Origin of the sequence: Bacteroides ovatus (assembly GCF_001314995.1) — a bacterium.
GTDB lineage: Bacteria > Bacteroidota > Bacteroidia > Bacteroidales > Bacteroidaceae > Bacteroides > Bacteroides ovatus.
This window is the reverse complement of record NZ_CP012938.1, coordinates 4,504,959-4,524,365: the sequence shown is the minus strand read 5'-3', so window position 1 is coordinate 4,524,365 and position 19,407 is coordinate 4,504,959. Positions and strand designations below refer to the sequence as shown.

General features: G+C 43.1%; 11 protein-coding genes. 5 read left to right on the top strand and 6 right to left on the bottom strand.

Annotation, left to right across the window (positions count from 1 at the left end; genetic code table 11):
* The first annotated feature begins 130 nt into the window (after positions 1 to 130).
* Positions 131 to 340, top strand: coding sequence for a hypothetical protein (locus Bovatus_RS17335; protein ID WP_004298238.1), 210 nt, complete (start codon positions 131 to 133; stop codon positions 338 to 340).
* Here Bovatus_RS17335 and Bovatus_RS17330 read toward each other — a convergent pair.
* On the bottom strand, positions 337 to 918 hold the full coding sequence (locus Bovatus_RS17330; RefSeq protein WP_004298239.1) for a DUF3109 family protein: 582 nt from the start codon (positions 916 to 918) through the stop codon (positions 337 to 339). The two genes, Bovatus_RS17335 and Bovatus_RS17330, sit on opposite strands and share 4 nt — an antisense overlap.
* A 66-nt stretch (positions 919 to 984) precedes the next feature.
* Complete coding sequence (gpmI, locus tag Bovatus_RS17325) at positions 985 to 2,499, bottom strand: 2,3-bisphosphoglycerate-independent phosphoglycerate mutase (RefSeq protein ID WP_004298240.1); 1,515 nt, start codon at positions 2,497 to 2,499, stop codon at positions 985 to 987.
* 172 nt (positions 2,500 to 2,671) lie between these two features.
* Here gpmI and Bovatus_RS17320 point away from each other — a divergent pair, with 172 nt between their 5' ends.
* Both Bovatus_RS17320 and Bovatus_RS17315 read left to right on the top strand, forming a co-directional pair.
* Positions 2,672 to 5,122, top strand: coding sequence for a TlpA family protein disulfide reductase (locus Bovatus_RS17320; protein ID WP_052587920.1), 2,451 nt, complete (start codon positions 2,672 to 2,674; stop codon positions 5,120 to 5,122).
* 230 nt (positions 5,123 to 5,352) lie between these two features.
* On the top strand, positions 5,353 to 6,282 hold the full coding sequence (locus tag Bovatus_RS17315) for a magnesium transporter CorA family protein (protein ID WP_008776058.1): 930 nt from the start codon (positions 5,353 to 5,355) through the stop codon (positions 6,280 to 6,282).
* Positions 6,283 to 6,409: 127 nt separating this feature from the next.
* On the opposite strand, the gene Bovatus_RS17310 is transcribed toward Bovatus_RS17315, so the two are convergent.
* The 4 genes from Bovatus_RS17310 to Bovatus_RS17295 form a co-directional block, all read right to left on the bottom strand.
* Entirely contained in the window at positions 6,410 to 7,951 is a 1,542-nt protein-coding gene (locus Bovatus_RS17310; protein WP_004298243.1) for a DUF5723 family protein, read from the bottom strand.
* A gap of 180 nt (positions 7,952 to 8,131) precedes the next feature.
* The gene (locus tag Bovatus_RS17305) at positions 8,132 to 8,734 is read right to left on the bottom strand and encodes a ribonuclease HII (RefSeq protein WP_004298244.1); all 603 of its coding nucleotides are present in this window, start codon (positions 8,732 to 8,734) and stop codon (positions 8,132 to 8,134) included.
* A gap of 90 nt (positions 8,735 to 8,824) precedes the next feature.
* Positions 8,825 to 11,029 (bottom strand): sodium-translocating pyrophosphatase, encoded by a 2,205-nt coding sequence (locus tag Bovatus_RS17300; protein WP_004298245.1) that lies wholly within the window; start codon positions 11,027 to 11,029, stop codon positions 8,825 to 8,827.
* Positions 11,030 to 11,505: 476 nt separating this feature from the next.
* A complete protein-coding gene (locus tag Bovatus_RS17295; protein ID WP_004298246.1) occupies positions 11,506 to 14,334 on the bottom strand; it encodes a two-component regulator propeller domain-containing protein in 2,829 nt (942 codons plus the stop codon).
* A gap of 242 nt (positions 14,335 to 14,576) precedes the next feature.
* Here Bovatus_RS17295 and Bovatus_RS17290 point away from each other — a divergent pair, with 242 nt between their 5' ends.
* The gene (locus tag Bovatus_RS17290; RefSeq protein WP_004298247.1) at positions 14,577 to 16,946 is read left to right on the top strand and encodes a porin family protein; all 2,370 of its coding nucleotides are present in this window, start codon (positions 14,577 to 14,579) and stop codon (positions 16,944 to 16,946) included.
* 82 nt (positions 16,947 to 17,028) lie between these two features.
* Positions 17,029 to 19,218, top strand: a complete 2,190-nt coding sequence (locus Bovatus_RS17285; protein WP_004298248.1) for an alpha-galactosidase — start codon at positions 17,029 to 17,031, stop codon at positions 19,216 to 19,218.
* Positions 19,219 to 19,407 lie beyond the last annotated feature (189 nt).

The following is a 19,407-nucleotide window of genomic DNA, read 5'->3' as shown; positions in this document are numbered from 1 at the left end:
GTTTTTCTTTTGCCCAAAGGGGCTTTCATATTCAAATCGATCAACCATCCATCTCTTAATAAAACCTAACAGCAGAAACGTTTTCCATACAAAATCACTATCTTGCATAAAAAGCAAAGAAAACATAACTATGAAAATGAAAACTACTGCTCCTAATCCGTTATTTGCAAAGATCAGGTTGTTTCTTATTGTATTGACTTCCTGCGTAATCGCCACTTGTATTTTCTTGATTATTATTCATCCGGAAGTATGGATGATACCGGCATGCGGAATTATTATCGCATTGTGTATTTTACTATATCAGGTATATTGCATACGCAAGAACCGGAAGAGAATTTAAATGTACTGTTGCTTTTTCAGTTCTTCGGCAACAGTAACCAATTCTTTGTACCATTCTTCACCGAACTTACGGATTAAAGGCTCTTTCAAAAACTGATATACGGGAAGATTCTCTTTTTTTCCCAGCAAAACCGCTGCTTTGCATACGTCCCAACGATTATAATTCACCGCTTTATAAGGTCCGTAATCTCCAATCCGGATAGGATAAAGATGGCAGGACACCGGTTTATAGAAGGCAGTCTTTCCCTCTCGATAGGCCTTTTCGATCGCGCAATAGCAGCAACCATTCTCATCATAACAAGTAAACACACAGTCCTTATTATTGACAATAGAAGTCACCAAATCACCTTCCTGATCCGTATATACCACCCCTTGCTTTTCAATCACCGCACGTGCTTCCGAAGCCAGTTCGTCCCAGATAACCGGCAAAACCTCTTCCAGCTCCATCACCTCATCCAGCTCTACCGGAGCACCGGCATCACCTTCAATGCAACAAGCGCCCTTGCAGGCACCCAGATCGCAAAGAAACTTCTCCTGAAATACATCAAGAGACACTACTACATCACCTATTTGTATCATTTTAAACCTTATGTGAGACAAAAAGGGCGGAGTTCTACTCCGCCCTCCCAATTATAGAAATTTAAATTACTTAATCAAAACGTTTCCGTCCATTTCAGCCGGAGCAGCCAGACCCATAATCTTGAGAATAGTCGGAGCAACATCTGCCAGACGACCGTTTTCTACTTTCGCAGCTTTGTTCTCTGTTACATAAACACAAGGAACAGGGTTCAAAGAGTGAGCAGTGTTCGGAGTACCGTCTTCGTTCAGAGCGTGGTCAGCATTACCATGATCGGCAATGATAATTGCTTCGTAATCCTGTGCTTTGGCAGCTTCGATTACATCTTTCACGCAAGCATCTACAGCAATAACAGCTTTCTCGATTGCTTCATAAATACCGGTATGACCTACCATGTCACCATTAGCAAAGTTCACTACGATGAAATCATATTTGTTCTCATTGATGGCAGCCACCAATTTGTCTTTTACTTCGAAAGCACTCATTTCCGGCTTCAAGTCGTAAGTAGCCACTTTGGGAGAAGGAACAAGGATACGATCTTCTTTGTCGAACGGAGTTTCACGTCCACCGTTGAAGAAGAATGTTACGTGCGCATATTTTTCTGTTTCGGCGATATGAAGTTGGCTCAAGCCTTTGGAAGCAAGATATTCGCCCAATGTGTTGGATACGTTTTCTTTGTCGAACAGGATATGAACGCCCTTGAAAGATGCATCATACGGAGTCATACAGTAATATTGCAGCCCCGGAATGGTATGCATGCCAGCTTCCGGCATATCTTGTTGAGTCAATACAACAGTCAACTCTTTGGCACGGTCGTTACGGTAGTTGAAGAAGATAACTACATCACCTTCTTTGATTGTTCCGTCGCAGTTGGCATTCACAATCGGTTTGATGAATTCATCTGTAACACCTTCGTCGTAAGATTCCTGCATTGCCTGAACCATATCAGTAGCTTTCTTACCTACACCGTTTACAAGCAGGTCATAAGCTTCTTTTACACGTTCCCAACGTTTGTCACGGTCCATAGCGTAATAACGGCCAATGATAGAAGCAATCTTTCCTGCTGATTTCTCACAGTGTGCAGAAAGTTCTTCGATAAAGCCTTTACCGCTCTTCGGGTCAGTGTCACGACCATCCATGAAGCAGTGGATAAATGTATTGTCGATGTTATATTCTTTAGCGATATCGCAAAGTTTGAAGAGATGAACGAGTGAGCTGTGTACGCCACCGTTAGAAGTCAGCCCCATAAAGTGAACACTCTTCCCGTTTTCTTTTGCATAAGAGAAAGCTGAAACGACTTCAGGATTTTTCAGGATGCTATTGTCAGCACATGCACGATTGATTTTTACCAAATCCTGATAAACTACGCGTCCGGCACCGATATTCAAGTGACCTACTTCCGAGTTACCCATCTGCCCGTCGGGCAAACCTACGTTTTCACCGCTTGCCTGAAGTTGAGAGTGAGGATAAGTAGTCATCAGATAATCCCAGTAAGGAGTGGGAGTGTTGAAGATTACGTCATCTTTCTTTTGGTCACCTAATCCCCAACCATCGAGGATCATTAAAAGGGCTTTCTTACTCATAATATTTCAATATTTAAATTATCACTCTGATTTTCGGGCGCAAAGGTACAAAAAAGATGGTTACGTAAACGTTTAATCTATGTTAAGTTACAGGGCAGAAGTGCACCAGGCTATGGATATTTTTCTTACTTTGTAAAATTACTTTCAATATGTTGATCGAAAAACTATTATTATGAAAACAACTTTATTTTGTATCTTACTTTTGTTATCGGGTATAGTATCCGCACAAACAATCGACCATCCTCCTTTCAAAGCCCGATCAGGAAGTATTTCTAACATCACCCGCATAGAGCGCACTCCCGAGAACACAAGAGTATATATTCATGCTATCTTCCGCCCGCACTGGTGGATCATGGAGGATGGAGATACCTATCTGGAAGATGCCGCAACCGGCAAGAAATATCTGTTCAAAAGTGCTGAAGGTATCGAACTCAAAAAAGAAGTCTATATGCCGGATTCAGGAACGATGGATTATGTGCTGGTTTTCGAGCCGTTACCGTCAGAAACACAGACCATTCATTTTCTCAATCCTACTGACCCCGAAGGCAATATTTATGACATATCGCTGGTCCCGCAAAAGAGGAAAGATTCTTCTCCACTAGCCACCATCAAAGGCAATTGGTTCAAGACAGACGGTTCCGGTTCATGGGAATATGGAGTTTACGACTCCATCAGCATTCTGAATAACCGGATATACACCAATGCAAATATCCGAAAAAAGGGAAAGCGGATTGAAATGACTTTAAAAGATAGAGAGAGTCAGGAGGAAATGACTTTATCATTCACCCCGCAAAAAGACGGCACGTGTAAGATTCAGCAGAAAGGAGCGGAAGAATTAGTGTACAGCAAGGAGAGAACTCCGATTACACAGGTTGCTGCAGAACCTGATTTTAAGCAATTCTTCCGCCAGGATTCAACTTATCTGCAAGGGTATATAAACGGATACGATCCTCGTTTAGGATTTGACACCGGTCTTATTTATCTGTCAAATGAACTGACCCGTGAAGATTATCCGACCGTCATCCAGATAGCCCCGAACGGTAGTTTTAGCTGTCGATTTATCATTAATCATCCGATAGAATCATCGGTAGTACTAGGACACAACTGGATTCCATTCTATATTGAACCCGGACAAACTCTCACCATGTATATCGACTGGGAAGCTGTAATGGCACGCAGCCGTGCACGCGATCGTTACTTCCCTATCAGGAACACAGCATATATGGGTCCATCCGCCTCTCTCTCCTACCTGCTGAAAGACTTTGATAACCTGATAACCTATCGCTATGAGGACTTATCGAAATCACAAAAGACATTAACTCCCGACCAATACAAGGAGCACATGAAGCCTATCATTGCACAATGGAAACAGGTTGCAGACTCTGTAAGCCAAATCTATCAGCCCTCTCTCAAGGCAGTTCATCTGATAAAGAACAAGGTAGATTTGCAAGCCGGAAGTATGCTTTTTGATTTCTTGATGAGCAGAGATTATTACGCAAAGCAAGATAGCACCAATCAGGCGCTGAAAGTAAAGGAAGACGATTCCTATTACAGTTTCTTGAAAAATATGCCACTCAATGATGTAACCGTACTTGCAAACACAAACGCAAGTACATTTATCAACCGTTTCGAATATATGGACCTGTTCCGGAAAGCATATTCCGACCAGTCTTTTTCTCCATCAGACAGCATTGATTATACTTATCCGAAGAAACCTCTATTGACTTTCCTTAAAGAAAAAGGTGTGAAACTAAATAAGGAGCAGGAAGCAATAAGACTTAGACAGGAGAAGTTGGCCGGAACTACTGCCAAAATTATAATGAGGCAGCTAATTGCAGAGAACGAGAAGATGGCATCGCTCTATGAAAAAGAACAAAAACTCATACAAGAATATGTGGCATTATATTCCGAGAAAAAGGAAGAATCCCAGCAGGATAAGGATAGAATCTTTATAAAAATGAACCAGAAATATGATTTCAAGAAAGATTCCATCATTGCACAATTATATCCTACTCCCAACCCTTTGCTCTGGCAAATAGCCAAAGTGCGGAGCCTTAATTTTAATTTAGGAAATATCAAAGACAGCCAAATAGCTCATGAATATGTGGATAGCATCAAACAAATATTCACCGAACCGTTTCTCGCATCAGAAGCTGAACGAGTGCTGGAAAAGACACACCCGAAAGATAGGGCAAGATCTTATCAGTTGCCTGATGGAAAAGCGACTGAAGTATTCCGCAACATCATAAAGAATCATTCAGGTAAGGTTCTGTTTGTCGATTTCTGGGCAACGACTTGTGGCCCTTGTCGTGCAGGAATAGAGGCAACTGCCGATTTACGCAAAAAATATAAAGATCATCCGGAGTTTCAATTCATCTATATCACAAGTCAGAAAGATTCGCCCGAGAAAGACTACAAAAAATATATAGGGAAGAATCTAAAAGGAGAAGCCTGTTATTATGTTTCGGAGGCAGAGTTCAATTATCTGCGTCAACTATTCCAGTTCAATGGTATTCCACACTATGAACTTGTTGAAAAAGATGGCAGCATATCCAAAGAGCGTTTAAGCAGTTACAATATCAGGAAATATCTGGATAATCATTTCGAAGGAAAAGCAGAATAGGATCGGAGCCTCTAAATAAAGGGCACAAATAAAAGAATATCAAAAAAAGCGATACAAAGGGCGGAACCCTCTTCATTTTTCCGTACCTTTGCATCGCTTTTAAATTAAAATCATAGAAATATGGACGATTCAAACCCGCGAACGTGCACAACTAGTATTAATTAAAGCGAACAGAGTCATTGAAACCTGATGCCTCTGCTCGTGTAAAACAAACGAAAGGAGGCAATAAGATGAGAACGTATCTTTATTGTGAAGCCGGCTTTGTGGAAAAAGCTCAATGGCTTCCTAACAGCTGGGTAAATGTAGTATGCCCAAATAATGATGACTTTGAATTTCTAACTCAAACTCTCAACGTACCCGAATCATTTCTTAATGACATAGCCGATACGGACGAACGTCCGCGTACGGATACGGAAGGTAACTGGTTATTGACCATTCTTCGTATCCCTGTGCAGAACAAGCAGAACGGCAGCCTGCCCTTCGACACTGTACCGATTGGAATAATCACCAATAACGAGATTATTGTGTCCGTCTGTTATCACAACACCGATTTGCTACCGGATTTCATAGAGCATACCCGTCGAAAAGGGATTGTTGTACGCAACAAGCTGGATCTGATTTTTCGGATCATCTATTCTTCTGCCGTATGGTTCCTGAAATACCTAAAGCAGATAAACATAGACATCAGCGCCGCAGAAAAGGAACTGGAACGAAGCATCCGCAACGAGGACCTGCTCCGGCTGATGAGACTGCAGAAAACATTGGTCTACTTCAATACTTCCATCCGTGGAAATGAAGTAATGATAGGAAAATTAAGGACTATTTTCCAGGATACGGATTATCTGGACACTGAACTAGTGGAAGATGTGATTATCGAATTGAAACAGGCACTTAACACGGTGAATATTTACAGTGACATTCTCACGGGAACGATGGATGCTTTTGCCTCCATTATCTCCAATAACGTGAATACAATCATGAAACGCATGACAAGTCTGTCCATCGTCCTGATGCTCCCGACATTGATTGCCAGTTTCTATGGTATGAATGTGGATATTCATCTGGAAGAGGTACCCTTTGCTTTCTCTTTGATCGTACTATTTTCCATCGGATTGTCAACTCTTGCGTTTGTGATATTCCGGAAGATAAAATGGTTCTAATACAAAAAACAGCTTACCATCTGTGATCCTTTAGAGGATTCTAAGACGGTAAGCTGTAAATTATACGTTTTTTATTCTATAGAGAATTAATTAAAAGAGAATGTTTAGAGAGAGAAATTAAAATATCTTATCCTTCTTTACTTGCTTTTCTTCCGCCCAACGGAATAGAAACTCCAACGAATCCATTCACAGAGTTAGAGTTCTTGCCTAAGAACATATAGTCAGTTCCGACAAACAGAGGACCTAATTTCAGACCCAGACCGAAAGATTTACCGGCTGACTGGATAGCTGAGTAACTAAGTGCTACATTGAACCAGCTTTTCGGACGGTAGTTTGCAGAGAATGTTAATTCTGTAAGAGCATCAGGCTGTACAAAACGAGTGGTTGACAATACACCCACTGCTAATTTGTTATTGAAGAATCCATATTCTGCACCTAATACTAGGATAGAAGCAAGACGAGATTTACGAGATTCTTTAGCATCGCTTACTTCGAGTTGCAACATGTCATAGTCAAGTACATCACCATTTGTTACACGGTCCATATATCCTTGAGCGTCATTCTGCAACTGATTTACAGCGTTCATAACAGTATTCGGATTATTCGGATCAACCATATTTGCATAGGTACTTCCTTTAATATCAATCGGATCCGGATTAGCAGATGCAATCTTTGTACTTGATTTTGACCAAGAGATAAAACCTAAGTCAAGAACAGAAGCAGATACAGTCAGATTATCCAATATTTTATAAGAAGCTCCTAAATCGATACCAAAACCGTACCCAGCTATACCCAATTTACCGCTATCGAAATCAAAGTCAGTTACATAATCTTTACCCTCTTCTTCTTGCAATTCCAAGCCTTTGAAAGAACTTTTCAGTTCGGCACCAACAGTCAAGTTTGCATGATAGTTATTAAACTTATCCTTTAATTCTTGTGCTGCCTGTGCTGCCTGTGAAGGGGTCATAGAATTCCAATAGCTCTCACTTGACCACTGATTTATTTGTTGATCACTAGGTAAATTAGCGCTCATTGCAACTCTATTAAGTTTCAACTCCATGTTACCAATACCCAATAAAGCTTTCACTCTAGCACCAACTGTCAAACGGCTATTAATCTGACGTGAAAGTCCTAAACCAATTTCAGTATAAGCATTAATGTTCAATTGCTGACCACTAATATCATAGTTACTATTTCTCCAGTTTTCTTCAACTGTTTCCATCTCATTCAAGAAGGTAAACATATTCTTTGTCAGGTTAGCACCGATATCTGTACGAAGACCGATATTGAATGACCAAAAGTTTTTTCCTTTATACCATCCTGCAGAAAGAATTTCTGTACTGAAGTTCACATTCAATTTATTATTATCTTTCAGACGATTCATGAAATCCGGTTTGGTGTAGAAATCATCGCCATCATCAATAATATCAATGATATCCTGATAGCCTAACGAAGTAGAACCAACCGTTGCATTAACAGCACCGATCACCGGAAGATTGAAGTAACCTTTAGTCGGTGTTAAAGCCGGATTCAGTTGTTGACGATAGTGAGTACCTTCCATGAAATAGGAAGTACGTAAAAACTGTGCATTTGCAGAAAGAGTGCAAACCAACATAATAAAAAATACCCCAATGAGCTTAGAAGACCATAATAGCTTGTTCGTTGCCATGATTTTAAACTTTTTAATTCTTATTATTGTTCGCAAAGATATAGCATTTTAATAACAAATAAAAGCACTAAGCAACACTTTTTTAGCCTAAACGGAACAATTTCACGGTTATCCGTAACAAAATCGTGCTTATTCTGCAAAAAAATGTAGAAAATGTGTGTAAAATGAAACAAAGCGACTTTAGAAGCTCAAAGTCAACTGGCCATCTCCCAACAGATTGAACGTCATGCGATGGTAAGGAGTAGTGCCACGTTCGGCAATGGCGGCACGATGTTTTTTAGTTGGATAACCTTTATTGTGGTCCCAGTCATAATATGGAAATTCTTCGTGAAGACGGTTCATATAATCGTCTCGATATGTTTTAGCTAAAATTGAAGCTGCTGCTATCGAAAGATATTTCCCGTCTCCTTTCACTACTGTAGTATGGGGAACACCGGGGTATTTAGTGAAACGATTACCGTCGATCAGTAAATGTTGGGGACGGGTGGTCAACTGATCCACTGCACGATGCATCGCCAGAAAAGAAGCCCGCAGGATATTTATTTCATCAATTTCTTCCGGTGACACAATGCCAACTGCCCAAGCTATCGCTTCTTTCTCTATTACCTCACGCAATGCATAACGTTGCTTTTCGGTCAGTTGTTTGGAGTCATTCAACAGTTCATTCTTAAAATCCTTCGGAAGAATAACCGCAGCAGCATATACCGCTCCCGCCAAACATCCACGACCGGCCTCATCACATCCGGCTTCAATCAGATTCTCGTTCAAATAAGGTAATAACATATTTATCGCTTCTATTTTGATACAAAGGTAATTCAAATTAAAAAAGGAGACTTGTATTGTCTCCTTTTTCTTACTTTCCCTTCTGCTTTTTTAGAATAAACTCCAGGCCACAGTAAGTCCTGCCATCACAATGGCCACCATACTCATAAGTTTTATCAAAATATTCAAACTCGGACCGGAGGTATCTTTAAACGGATCACCTACTGTATCTCCTACTACGGTTGCTTTATGCACTTCACCGCCTTTTCCACCAAAGTTACCTTCTTCCACATATTTCTTTGCGTTATCCCATGCACCTCCGGCGTTAGCCATAAAGATAGCTAATACGAAACCACTGCTCAAACCACCAATCAGTAGGCCGAGTACGCCGGGAACGCCAAAGATAAATCCTGTAAGAATCGGAGCAATAATAGCAATCAAGGAAGGAATAACCATCTCACGCTGCGCACCCTTTGTCGATATTTCAACACAACGTTCGTAATCCGGCTCGGCTTCTCCAGTCAGAATACCCTTTATGTCACGGAACTGGCGACGCACTTCGTCAACCATGTGACCTGCCGCACGTCCTACTGCATTCATTGTCAAACCACAAAACAGGAAAGCCATCATTGAACCGAGGAACATGCCCGAAAGTACTTTTGGATTCATCAAGTGTACTTCGTAATAATCCATGAAGTCGATAAAAGTGGCATTTGCTATGCTGATAGAACTTCCATCTGCAAAAGTCAGGTCTACATTACCAAGACGTGTCAGACCGATTCGGATTTCTTCAATATAAGAAGCCAGCAAAGCCAGACCTGTCAGCGCAGCGGAACCGATTGCAAAACCTTTTCCCGTGGCGGCAGTTGTGTTACCCAATGAATCGAGCGCATCAGTACGTTTGCGAACTTCAGCACCCAGACCGGACATTTCCGCATTACCTCCCGCATTATCCGCAATCGGACCGTAAGCATCCGTTGCCAATGTGATACCTAAGGTAGAAAGCATACCAACAGCTGCAATACCGATGCCATACAATCCCATGCCTACATTACCGAAATCACCTGCGGAAGCCAACAGATAGGAGGCAATGATACCAATCACTACTGCAACTACAGGAATAGCTGTAGAAAGCATACCCAAACCAATACCGGAAATAATGACGGTAGCAGGACCAGTCTTACCGCTTTCACTTAGTTTCTGGGTAGGACGATAAGATTGAGAAGTATAATATTCCGTAGAACGTCCGATGATAATACCTACTACCAGTCCGACTACTACGGCACAAGAAATCCAAATCCAGTTATCTAGTTGCAAGAGCCACAGGATTAAGAATGTAGCTGCAACAATAAGCACGGAACTAAGGTTCGTACCGAAAGCCAATGAACCGAGCAAGTCTTTCATGGTCGCATTCTCTTTAGTACGGACAGCGAATATCCCTATAATAGAAAGGATAATACCAACAGCTGCAATCAACATCGGAGCAATAACTGCCTTGAATTGCATCACTGTATCTGCCGAATGGATAAAAGCAGCAGCACCCAGTGCAGCTGTTGCCAGAATCGAGCCACAGTAAGATTCATATAAATCGGCTCCCATACCGGCCACGTCACCTACATTGTCACCTACATTATCGGCAATAGTAGCAGGATTACGAGGGTCATCTTCCGGAATTCCGGCTTCTACTTTACCTACCAAGTCGGCTCCAACATCGGCTGCCTTCGTATAGATACCACCACCTACACGGGCAAAGAGTGCTTGCGTAGAAGCACCCATACCGAAAGTCAGCATGGTAGTAGTAATCACACAGAGTTTATGAGTAGGTGTCAGCGCATCAGCAGGAATCACTGCATTCAACAACAGATACCAGAAAGATATATCGAGCAATCCCAGGCCAACTACAACTAATCCCATCACCGCGCCGCTTCGGAAAGCAATCCTCAACCCTGCATTCAGAGAATTACGGGCGGCATTAGCGGTACGAGCCGACGCATAAGTCGCCGTCTTCATCCCTAAAAATCCGGAAAGCCCGGAGAAAAATCCGCCTGTAAGAAAAGCAACGGGAACCCATGCGTTCTGTACATGAAAGCCATAGGCCATAATTGAAAACAAAATAACCAATCCCAAGAATACCCAGCCTACTATTTTGTATTGCTGTTTCAGATAAGACATAGCTCCTTTGCGCACAGCAGCAGCTATCTTTATCATTTGGGGTGTACCTTCGCTCTCTTTCATCATTTGCTTATGAAAGTAATAAGCAAAGCAGAGGGCTAACACGGAAGCGACTGGAACCAGCCAGAAAAGAATGTTGTCCATAGGAGCAATTTTTAAAGGGTTTACGGAGGCTAAAAGTATGGAAATCAAATGAAATAAGCAAGTAAAAAAGAAAGAATTTATAAAGCTGAATTATTCTATCTTTTAATCTCTTTAAACAAAATGGGCACACTGTAGTTATTTACTTCATTCCCTCATTTCTATACGGAAATGAACTAATTTCGAGCTTGTGCAGATTTATTTTTGATACCTAATGGGGTTATGGCTAATGATACATGAATTTATTCGTCTGACAGCTGTTTCTTTTTCGTCTGACAATTGTCAGACGAAAGAACAACAATTGCCAGACGAAAGTTCAACAACTGTCAGACGAATAAATCTATATATGATGAATATTAAATCATCGCATATTACCAATTAAATCTTAGAAGAACTAAGATTAGTTCATTCCAGTACCGAAAGGAGCTAAAACCTGTTCACCACCCCATGATAAAATAACGAATAATAGCCCATAGTTACTAATCCTCTGCCATTCTCTGCTTATTTTGTTGGGCAAACTCTGTAGGAGTAACTCCGAATTGCTTCTGAAATATCTTTGCGAAGTAAGAAGGCGACTGGAAACCTACTCTGTCAGAGATTTCGTTGATGCGCAATTCTCCCTCCTGCAATAGTTCTGCCGCACGTTTTAATCGGATGATACGGATAAAGTCGAGTGAAGAAAGATCGGTCAGCGCCTTAATCTTACGATGCAGGCTGGAGCGGGACATATTCATGGCTGCAGCCAATGCTTCCACATTATAATTGGCGTCGGAAAGATTCTCACGCACTTTGGCTATCAGTTGGGACATCAGTTGTTCATCAGCCCGTGACATCGCACCCCCTTGCGGAGTACAAGCTCCGTAAGTGATCTGATTAATAAACATCTCATGCGTACGATGGGATTCACGCTCACGCGCCAGTTCTGCCAATAATTGCTGCTCACGGATCTTTTGTACTTCCCGGCGGCGATAGGCGCGAAGAGTCAAGACAAAGCTGCCGGACACTACAATGATATAGATAAGGTAAGCCCACACTGTACGCCACCAAGGTGGAAGAATACGCACTGATAAAGTAGCTTCTTCCTGATTCCAGACACCATTATTATTACTGCCCCGCACACGGAACAGGTAGTCTCCCGGCGGGAGCTGGGCATAAGACGCTGTATGCACATCAGATGTATAATTCCAGTCATTATCTATCCCTTCCATTTTGTAGGCATAGCGATTTGCACCCGGTGAGGTATAACTTAAAGCAACAAAATCAAAGCTGACGTTAGAACGGTAAGGCAGTTGCACACCATCCGCCGTGAAAGGAGTTTCACGTCCCTGCACGTACATTCCGGTGATATAGACTGGAGGCACAAAAGTATTCGGGTGGACAATTTGTGGATTAAAAGAGACCAATCCATTGATAGTTCCCATCCAAATAGTACCATCAGAGGCAGCCAAGGCCGACTTATAGTTAAACTGGTTATCAGGTAACCCGTCATTTCGGTTGAAAACTTGCAGGCTGTCTGTTTCCGGATGAAGACAAACCAGCCCACGGTCTGTTCCGAACCAGATACGATGTTGCCGGTCTTCCACGACTTTATATGTTACGTTGTCCGGAAGCCCGTCCGCTTTGGTGTATGTCCGGAATCTTCCGGTTTCGGGGTTAAAACGCAACAATCCACCCCGGTCTGTAGAAAACCAGATAAAGCCTTTACTATCCTCCGAAATACCTGTCACTTCATTTGTTCCGATAGAAGTGCTATCCTCCGGTATACATTTATAGCTGACCATCTGATCTGTCTGCGGATGATACCGGAATATTCCACTGCCCATCGTTGCCACCCATATATTGCCGGATTTATCTTCGAGAATATCACGCATATAAGCATACCCGAATTGCTCCATTTTCTCAAAAGTCTGTCCTTTGTCGGCCGAACGGAAGATGTTCCAGCCATCACCCAACCAGATTGCTCCCCCACGATCGCGGTAAAGGGCAAACACGGAACCTTCACTGATACCAAGTTGTGCGGGATAGAACGTCTGAACCTGATCTTGAGGAACAATCAGGTCAATGCCCCCTTTAAAGTAACCTGCGCCAACCAAATCATCCGAAGCGAACAGGCTTAATACATTCTGACGGTCAGGCGACTGGGGAATTTTAGTGAAAGTCTGTGTTCCCGGATTCCAGTAGCAAACACCGCCATCCTGTGTACTAACCCACACCACTCCGTCTTTTCCTTCCGCCAATTCACTGATGCGTCGTCCGCTGACTGTACCGGGCGCTCCCGGAAGATAAACCGAAAAATCGAGCGTACGTACAGGCAGATAGCTGGCTCCTCCAAATTGCGTACAGATCCAGGTTCCCCCTTCACGATCACGATAAATCTTATCGACGATAGCATCTCCAAGCCCATACTTCCCTCCGGCATCGGCAGGAATATGTTGCACACTGTTGTGTTTCTCATTAATCACATAAACGCCATTCTGCGTACCCACCCACAGCTCGTCTCCGAAGCAAACAGCGTAGCGAATAATTTTTCGATGTACTTCGGGCGCAGGGAATATACTCACTTCTCCAGTCTTTTTATTGAACCGTTTCAGTTCCTCTTCATGCACTCCGACAATCAGTTCATCGCCATAATCGCACAGAGTAAAGATGAAATCCCCTTTAAGGGCTTCTGTTGCATAGGGCACAAACTTATCCTGCTCCGGACTGTAACGGTAAATTCCCGCTCCATACGTACCCACCCAGACCGTACCTTCTTTATCTACACAGATAGACTGCGGAAAGTCCTTGCTTTTATCCTTACTGGGACAGGGAATATAGCGGAACAGTTTACCCGTCTCCACCTGATAGCGGAAAACTCCCTGATTCGGTGCATTCACCCAGATATTTCCTGAATGATCTGCCAGAATATCTTCAATCCAGTTGTATCTGATTTGCTCTCCGCTCTCTGTGCGGGCATCAAAGAACGAAAACTTCCCGGTAGCAAGCTCTTGAATATAAACACCATCATCCGTACCTACCCATAATTGACGGTGATTATCCTCAAAAAGAGCGGATATGACCTGATTGCCATGCTGCAAAGTTTCGTCATAGCAGTTATAAAGCTTCATCGACACGCCGTCATAACGATTAAGACCGTTGCGCGTACCCAGCCAGATAAAACCGTAACTATCTTGAATAATGGACTTGACATGACTGTTCGAAAGACCGCTTCCTCCATCTACACGGATAAAGTTATACTGTCCCGTCGCGGCAAAATCCGGAAGGAAAAAACAAATAGAAAGGAGAAAAAGCAGCAATTTCCTTTTCATACACAGATATTAGATAGCGACAAATATAGTTTTTTTTACGCTAAATGCATAGGAAGGATGAAACATTTGTTGCACGGATGGCAATAAATGTCGCACTGCAAAGGGCTATCGCACACTTGAAACATCTCTTGCACATCTTGACAAAAAAGAGTATAGCCACTTGTTTCTCCTCCTCCTATCTTTGCCTTCGTCAAAATGACACAACCGATGTGAACTTCCAAATCTTTAAATGAATACAAGTGATGAAAAAAGTAACCTTTAGTTGCCTTACTCTAGCAACCCTGTTGCAACTGATTCCTTCCAACGGGAATGCAGCGAACATTCAGGTGAACAAGAAAAAGACGAACCGAACCGAAATGAAGCAGGATACGATTCCTGCCAACTCTACTAAAAAAGAATCAGAAGAAGGCGAACGCAATGTGATGCTGAATGCTTCTGACGCCAACAAACCCCGCGAAATTCAAATCGGCCTTCCCAGCGAGGACGTTAATGTCTATGAGAATGGACTTCCTGCCGTATATTCCTCTACCGTTCACAAACTTGCCGCTCATTGGCGTAGCGACAGCAGCCTGGGAGAAGTAGGACTTTTATCTCCTTCCGAATCGGCCATCACGACCGGTAATATTGCTTACTCCGTCAACTCATTCAGCAAACTGGGACAAAAGGATTTCCAAGGTATATTAAACTACCGCACCAATCATTTCGGTATGCAGAACTTCGACTTCAATGTTTCAGGAGCCATCAATAACCAATGGCTTTACACGGCAAGCATTTACCAGAACTTCGACCCGGGAAGTTTCGACCTGGAATTTACGAACTATGCAGACCGCACAGAGATTTATCATGCCGGCCTGACCCGTCTCTTCAACAACGGACGCGGCAAAATATCTTTGCTCTACAAACACTCCCGCAGTGAAAATCCGGCCAGCTATGCCAATGCAGCTCCTTTTATCTATGTCGGCGACGGCTCGGTCAAAGAGATAGACGGTTTCAAACTGGGAACAAATTCTTATGTTCCGCAGAACGGTTCTTTTCCATACATGGACGTAAGAGACGGAAAGATGAAAACATGGAATTTGGGCGATGGTTCTGAAAACCGTGCCAATGAGATTGCATTGATCTCCGATTATCGTTTCAGGAACGATCTGCTATGGAAATTCAATCTGAAATATATGGATGCTCCACGTGCCAACTATGTCGACTTCGGAGGCAGCACCATCAGCGAAGTAACCGCCAACGATGGTTTTACGCTATCAAACGGTGATCCGTATGAGGGACTGGCAGAAGGTCGCCGCACCTGGTTGCACGTAGGCAAAGTGAAAAACTTCCTAATCACTTCCGAGCTAAACAAGACCTTTGGCAACCATGATCTGCGTCTGGGAGTGAACGAATGGTATTACCATCTTGATTATTATTCCTCTTCTCTGCAATGGATGGCCACCGTACAGAACTATCCACAGTTGCTGACTTCCACAACTACAAGTTCCCTGGACCCTACTCTGACCGGTCAGCGCGTACAGACATACGGGTACAACGAACTTAGTCCCGAATATACAAAGGGATATGAGAACAAACTCGCCCTTTACTTTACAGACAACTGGCAAGTAACTCCCCAATTCAATATCTATTATGGCGGACGCCTGGAATATTACCGGATGAGTGCCGATCAAATATCCGCTTCCCGTTTCCCGGGTTTCCGCATCGGCGACTTTACCACTTATAGCAAAGAGGAAGAAACAGGAAATATCATTGCCACACAACGCAGCATTCATCCCGCCAAAGTGGTAAAGGATAAACTGAACTATGCCGCCACGCTCCGCGCCACTTACAACGTAACCGGGCAATTCGGCCTGACTGCCGACGGAACAGTAGCCACCCGCTTCCCACGTATCAACGAATATGCCGGAACAGGTCCTACGGAAGAGCAATACAAACGTGTCACCATACCGTTAATCCGTGGCGGTTTGTTCTACAAGAACAAGTGGATCAACCTCACCTCTATGGTTACCTATATCTCTAAATCTAATAATATTGACCAGCAAAACCTGACGAAACCGGGAACGGAAGAAGGAAAGACCGTATTGCTTATTTATAATATCAAAACACTGGGATGGACCACATCTGCCGAAATCGACCCGTTCAAAGGTTTTCACCTGCACGCTCTGTTCACGTATCAGAAACCTGTTTACAAGAACTATAACGCAAGCGTCACATTCAACGATGGTTCGGAAATGTCTGTCAACGCCAATGGGATGATTGTAAAAGAGATTCCGCAGATTCTTGTCGAACTCGACCCAAGCTATAATATCACGAAGGACTTACGCCTTTGGCTTAGTTTCCGCTATTTCGGCAAGACTTACGCCAATCTCCAGGAAGCCCTCTATTTCAACGGTCGCTGGGAAACTTTCGGGGGGATCAACTGGAATGTAAACAAGCATCTTTCTTTAGGGGCAACAGTCATCAACTTCCTGAATCAGAAGGGGGCCAGCGGAACCATCAACGGTTCGGAACTGATTACCAAAGAAGAAGCTGCCCAGTATGCAGGCAACTATATGAGTGGAAATTATTTACGCCCATTTACCGTAGAATTTAGCGCAAGCATTAAATTCTAGTTCATTCCTGACGAATTATAATTATCTTTGCGGCATTCTATGCCCACAAACTAACTAATACCTAATTAATTATTAAAAAACCATGAAGAAACTTCTCGTATTACTTATGGCATTGTTTACCCTGGCGCAAGTGGACGCCCAGGAAAAGAACGTTATCCGCATCGCAACGGACAACACAGACTTAATTCTCCAAGTAGCTCCTAACGGACGACTCTATCAGGCTTATCTGGGCGATAAGTTACTGAACGAGAAAGACATCAACAACTTTTCTCCTTACGTAAAAGGAGGAAGTGACGGTAGCGTATCCACCCGAGGATGGGAAGTATATCCGGGCTCCGGCGCCGAAGATTATTTTGAACCGGCTGTAGCTATCACGCACAATGATGGAAACCCAAGTACGATTCTCCGCTATATATCCTCCGAGCAGAAGGCAGTGGCGGGCGGAACGGAAACGATCATTCAACTAAAAGATAATCAGTATCCGGTAGAAGTCACACTACATTACATCGCTTATCCGAAAGAAAACGTCATCAAGACGTGGAGCGAAATCAAACATGCTGAAAAGAAGCCTGTGACCTTATGGCGTTATGCTTCCACCATGCTTTATTTCTCCGGAAACGAATATTACCTGACAGAATTCAGTAGCGATTGGGCAAAAGAAGCACAAATGAGCACACAACCTCTGTTGTTCGGTAAAAAGGTGATCGACACCAAACTGGGAAGCCGTGCTGCCATGCACACCCACCCGTTCTTTGAGCTTGGTTTTGAACAACCGGCACAGGAAGCGCAGGGACGTGCCATGCTAGGTACTATCGGATGGACAGGAAACTTCCAGTTCACTTTCGAAGTGGACAACGTAGGTAACCTCCGTGTAATCCCCGCCATCAATCCTTATGCATCTGATTATGAACTGAAGCCGAATGAAGTGTTTACAACTCCTGAATTCATCTTTACTTTCAGCAACAACGGTACGGGCGAAGCCAGCCGCAACCTTCACGCATGGGCACGCAACTATCAGCTGAAAGACGGACAAGGCGACCGTATGACTTTATTAAACAACTGGGAAAATACTTACTTCAAATTCAATGAGGAACTGCTTGCCGAACTGATGAAGGAAGCTAAACATCTTGGTGTAGATATGTTCCTGCTGGATGACGGCTGGTTTGGCAACAAGCACCCACGCAACAGTGACAATGCCGGACTGGGTGACTGGGAAGTGATGAGATCCAAACTGCCGGGCGGTATTCCTGCCCTTGTACAGTCTGCCAAAGAAGCCGGAGTGAAATTTGGTATCTGGATTGAACCGGAAATGGTTAACCCTAAAAGTGAGTTGTTCGAAAAACATCCCGACTGGGCTATCCAACTGCCTAACCGCGAAACATATTATTACCGTAATCAGCTGGTACTCGATCTTAGCAATCCGAAAGTACAGGACTTTGTATATGGTGTAGTGGATAAGATCCTGACAGAGAATCCGGAAGTGGCTTTCTTTAAATGGGACTGTAACTCTCCAATTACAAATGTTTATTCTCCATATTTAAAAAATAAACAGGGACAGCTTTATATCGACCATGTACGTGGTATATACAATGTATTGAAACGTATCAAAGACAAATATCCAAACGTGCCAATGATGCTCTGCTCCGGCGGTGGCGCCCGTTGCGACTACGAAGCTCTGAAATATTACACAGAATTCTGGTGCAGCGACAACACAGACCCGATAGAACGTCTGTTTATCCAGTGGGGATTCTCACAAATCTTCCCGGCAAAAGCCATGTGTGCACACGTAACCAGCTGGAACAAGAACACAAGCGTGAAGTTCCGTACGGATGTGGCAAGTATGTGCAAACTGGGCTTTGACCTTGGACTGAAGGAACTGAATGCAGACGAACAGACTTACTGCCAGAATGCAGTTGCCAACTGGACGCGTCTGAAAAAAGTGATTCTGGACGGCGATCAATACAGATTGGTTTCTCCCTACGATGGCAATCACATGTCTCTCATGTATGCCTCACCGGATAAGAACAAAGCTGTGCTTTATACCTACGATATCCACCCACGTTTCGGTGAGAAACTGCTCCCGGTAAAACTTCAGGGACTGGATGCGAAGAAAATGTATAAGGTGAAAGAAATCAACCTGATGCCGAATTCCAAATCGAATCTGGCTGCCAATGAGAAAACTTATTCAGGAGATTATCTGATGAAAGTGGGAATCAATGCTTTCACAACAAATCAGGCTTTCAGCCGCGTAATTGAGCTGACTGCTGAATAAAAAGGAAGGAAATAATCGATAAAAAAGGGGGATTCGCTGTTATCAGCGTTTCCCCTTTCTTTTTACATACAATAATATTCAATTCATCTTCAATCGCAACAGCTGTTTCAATGGTTACAACTATTCTATTAGACGGAGGAAGTCTCTAAAAAAGTTGCAGCTACACCGTAACTTTTTACGATATAGCTG

Bases quoted from the DNA above. Each gene is read 5' to 3' on its own strand.
- Bovatus_RS17335 (WP_004298238.1), top strand. From the start codon at position 131: ATGAAAATGAAAACTACTGCTCCTAATCCGTTATTTGCAAAGATCAGG.
- Bovatus_RS17330 (WP_004298239.1), bottom strand. From the start codon at position 918: ATGATACAAATAGGTGATGTAGTAGTGTCTCTTGATGTATTTCAGGAG.
- gpmI (WP_004298240.1), bottom strand. From the start codon at position 2,499: ATGAGTAAGAAAGCCCTTTTAATGATCCTCGATGGTTGGGGATTAGGT.
- Bovatus_RS17320 (WP_052587920.1), top strand. From the start codon at position 2,672: ATGAAAACAACTTTATTTTGTATCTTACTTTTGTTATCGGGTATAGTA.
- Bovatus_RS17315 (WP_008776058.1), top strand. From the start codon at position 5,353: ATGAGAACGTATCTTTATTGTGAAGCCGGCTTTGTGGAAAAAGCTCAA.
- Bovatus_RS17310 (WP_004298243.1), bottom strand. From the start codon at position 7,951: ATGGCAACGAACAAGCTATTATGGTCTTCTAAGCTCATTGGGGTATTT.
- Bovatus_RS17305 (WP_004298244.1), bottom strand. From the start codon at position 8,734: ATGTTATTACCTTATTTGAACGAGAATCTGATTGAAGCCGGATGTGAT.
- Bovatus_RS17300 (WP_004298245.1), bottom strand. From the start codon at position 11,029: ATGGACAACATTCTTTTCTGGCTGGTTCCAGTCGCTTCCGTGTTAGCC.
- Bovatus_RS17295 (WP_004298246.1), bottom strand. From the start codon at position 14,334: ATGAAAAGGAAATTGCTGCTTTTTCTCCTTTCTATTTGTTTTTTCCTT.
- Bovatus_RS17290 (WP_004298247.1), top strand. From the start codon at position 14,577: ATGAAAAAAGTAACCTTTAGTTGCCTTACTCTAGCAACCCTGTTGCAA.
- Bovatus_RS17285 (WP_004298248.1), top strand. From the start codon at position 17,029: ATGAAGAAACTTCTCGTATTACTTATGGCATTGTTTACCCTGGCGCAA.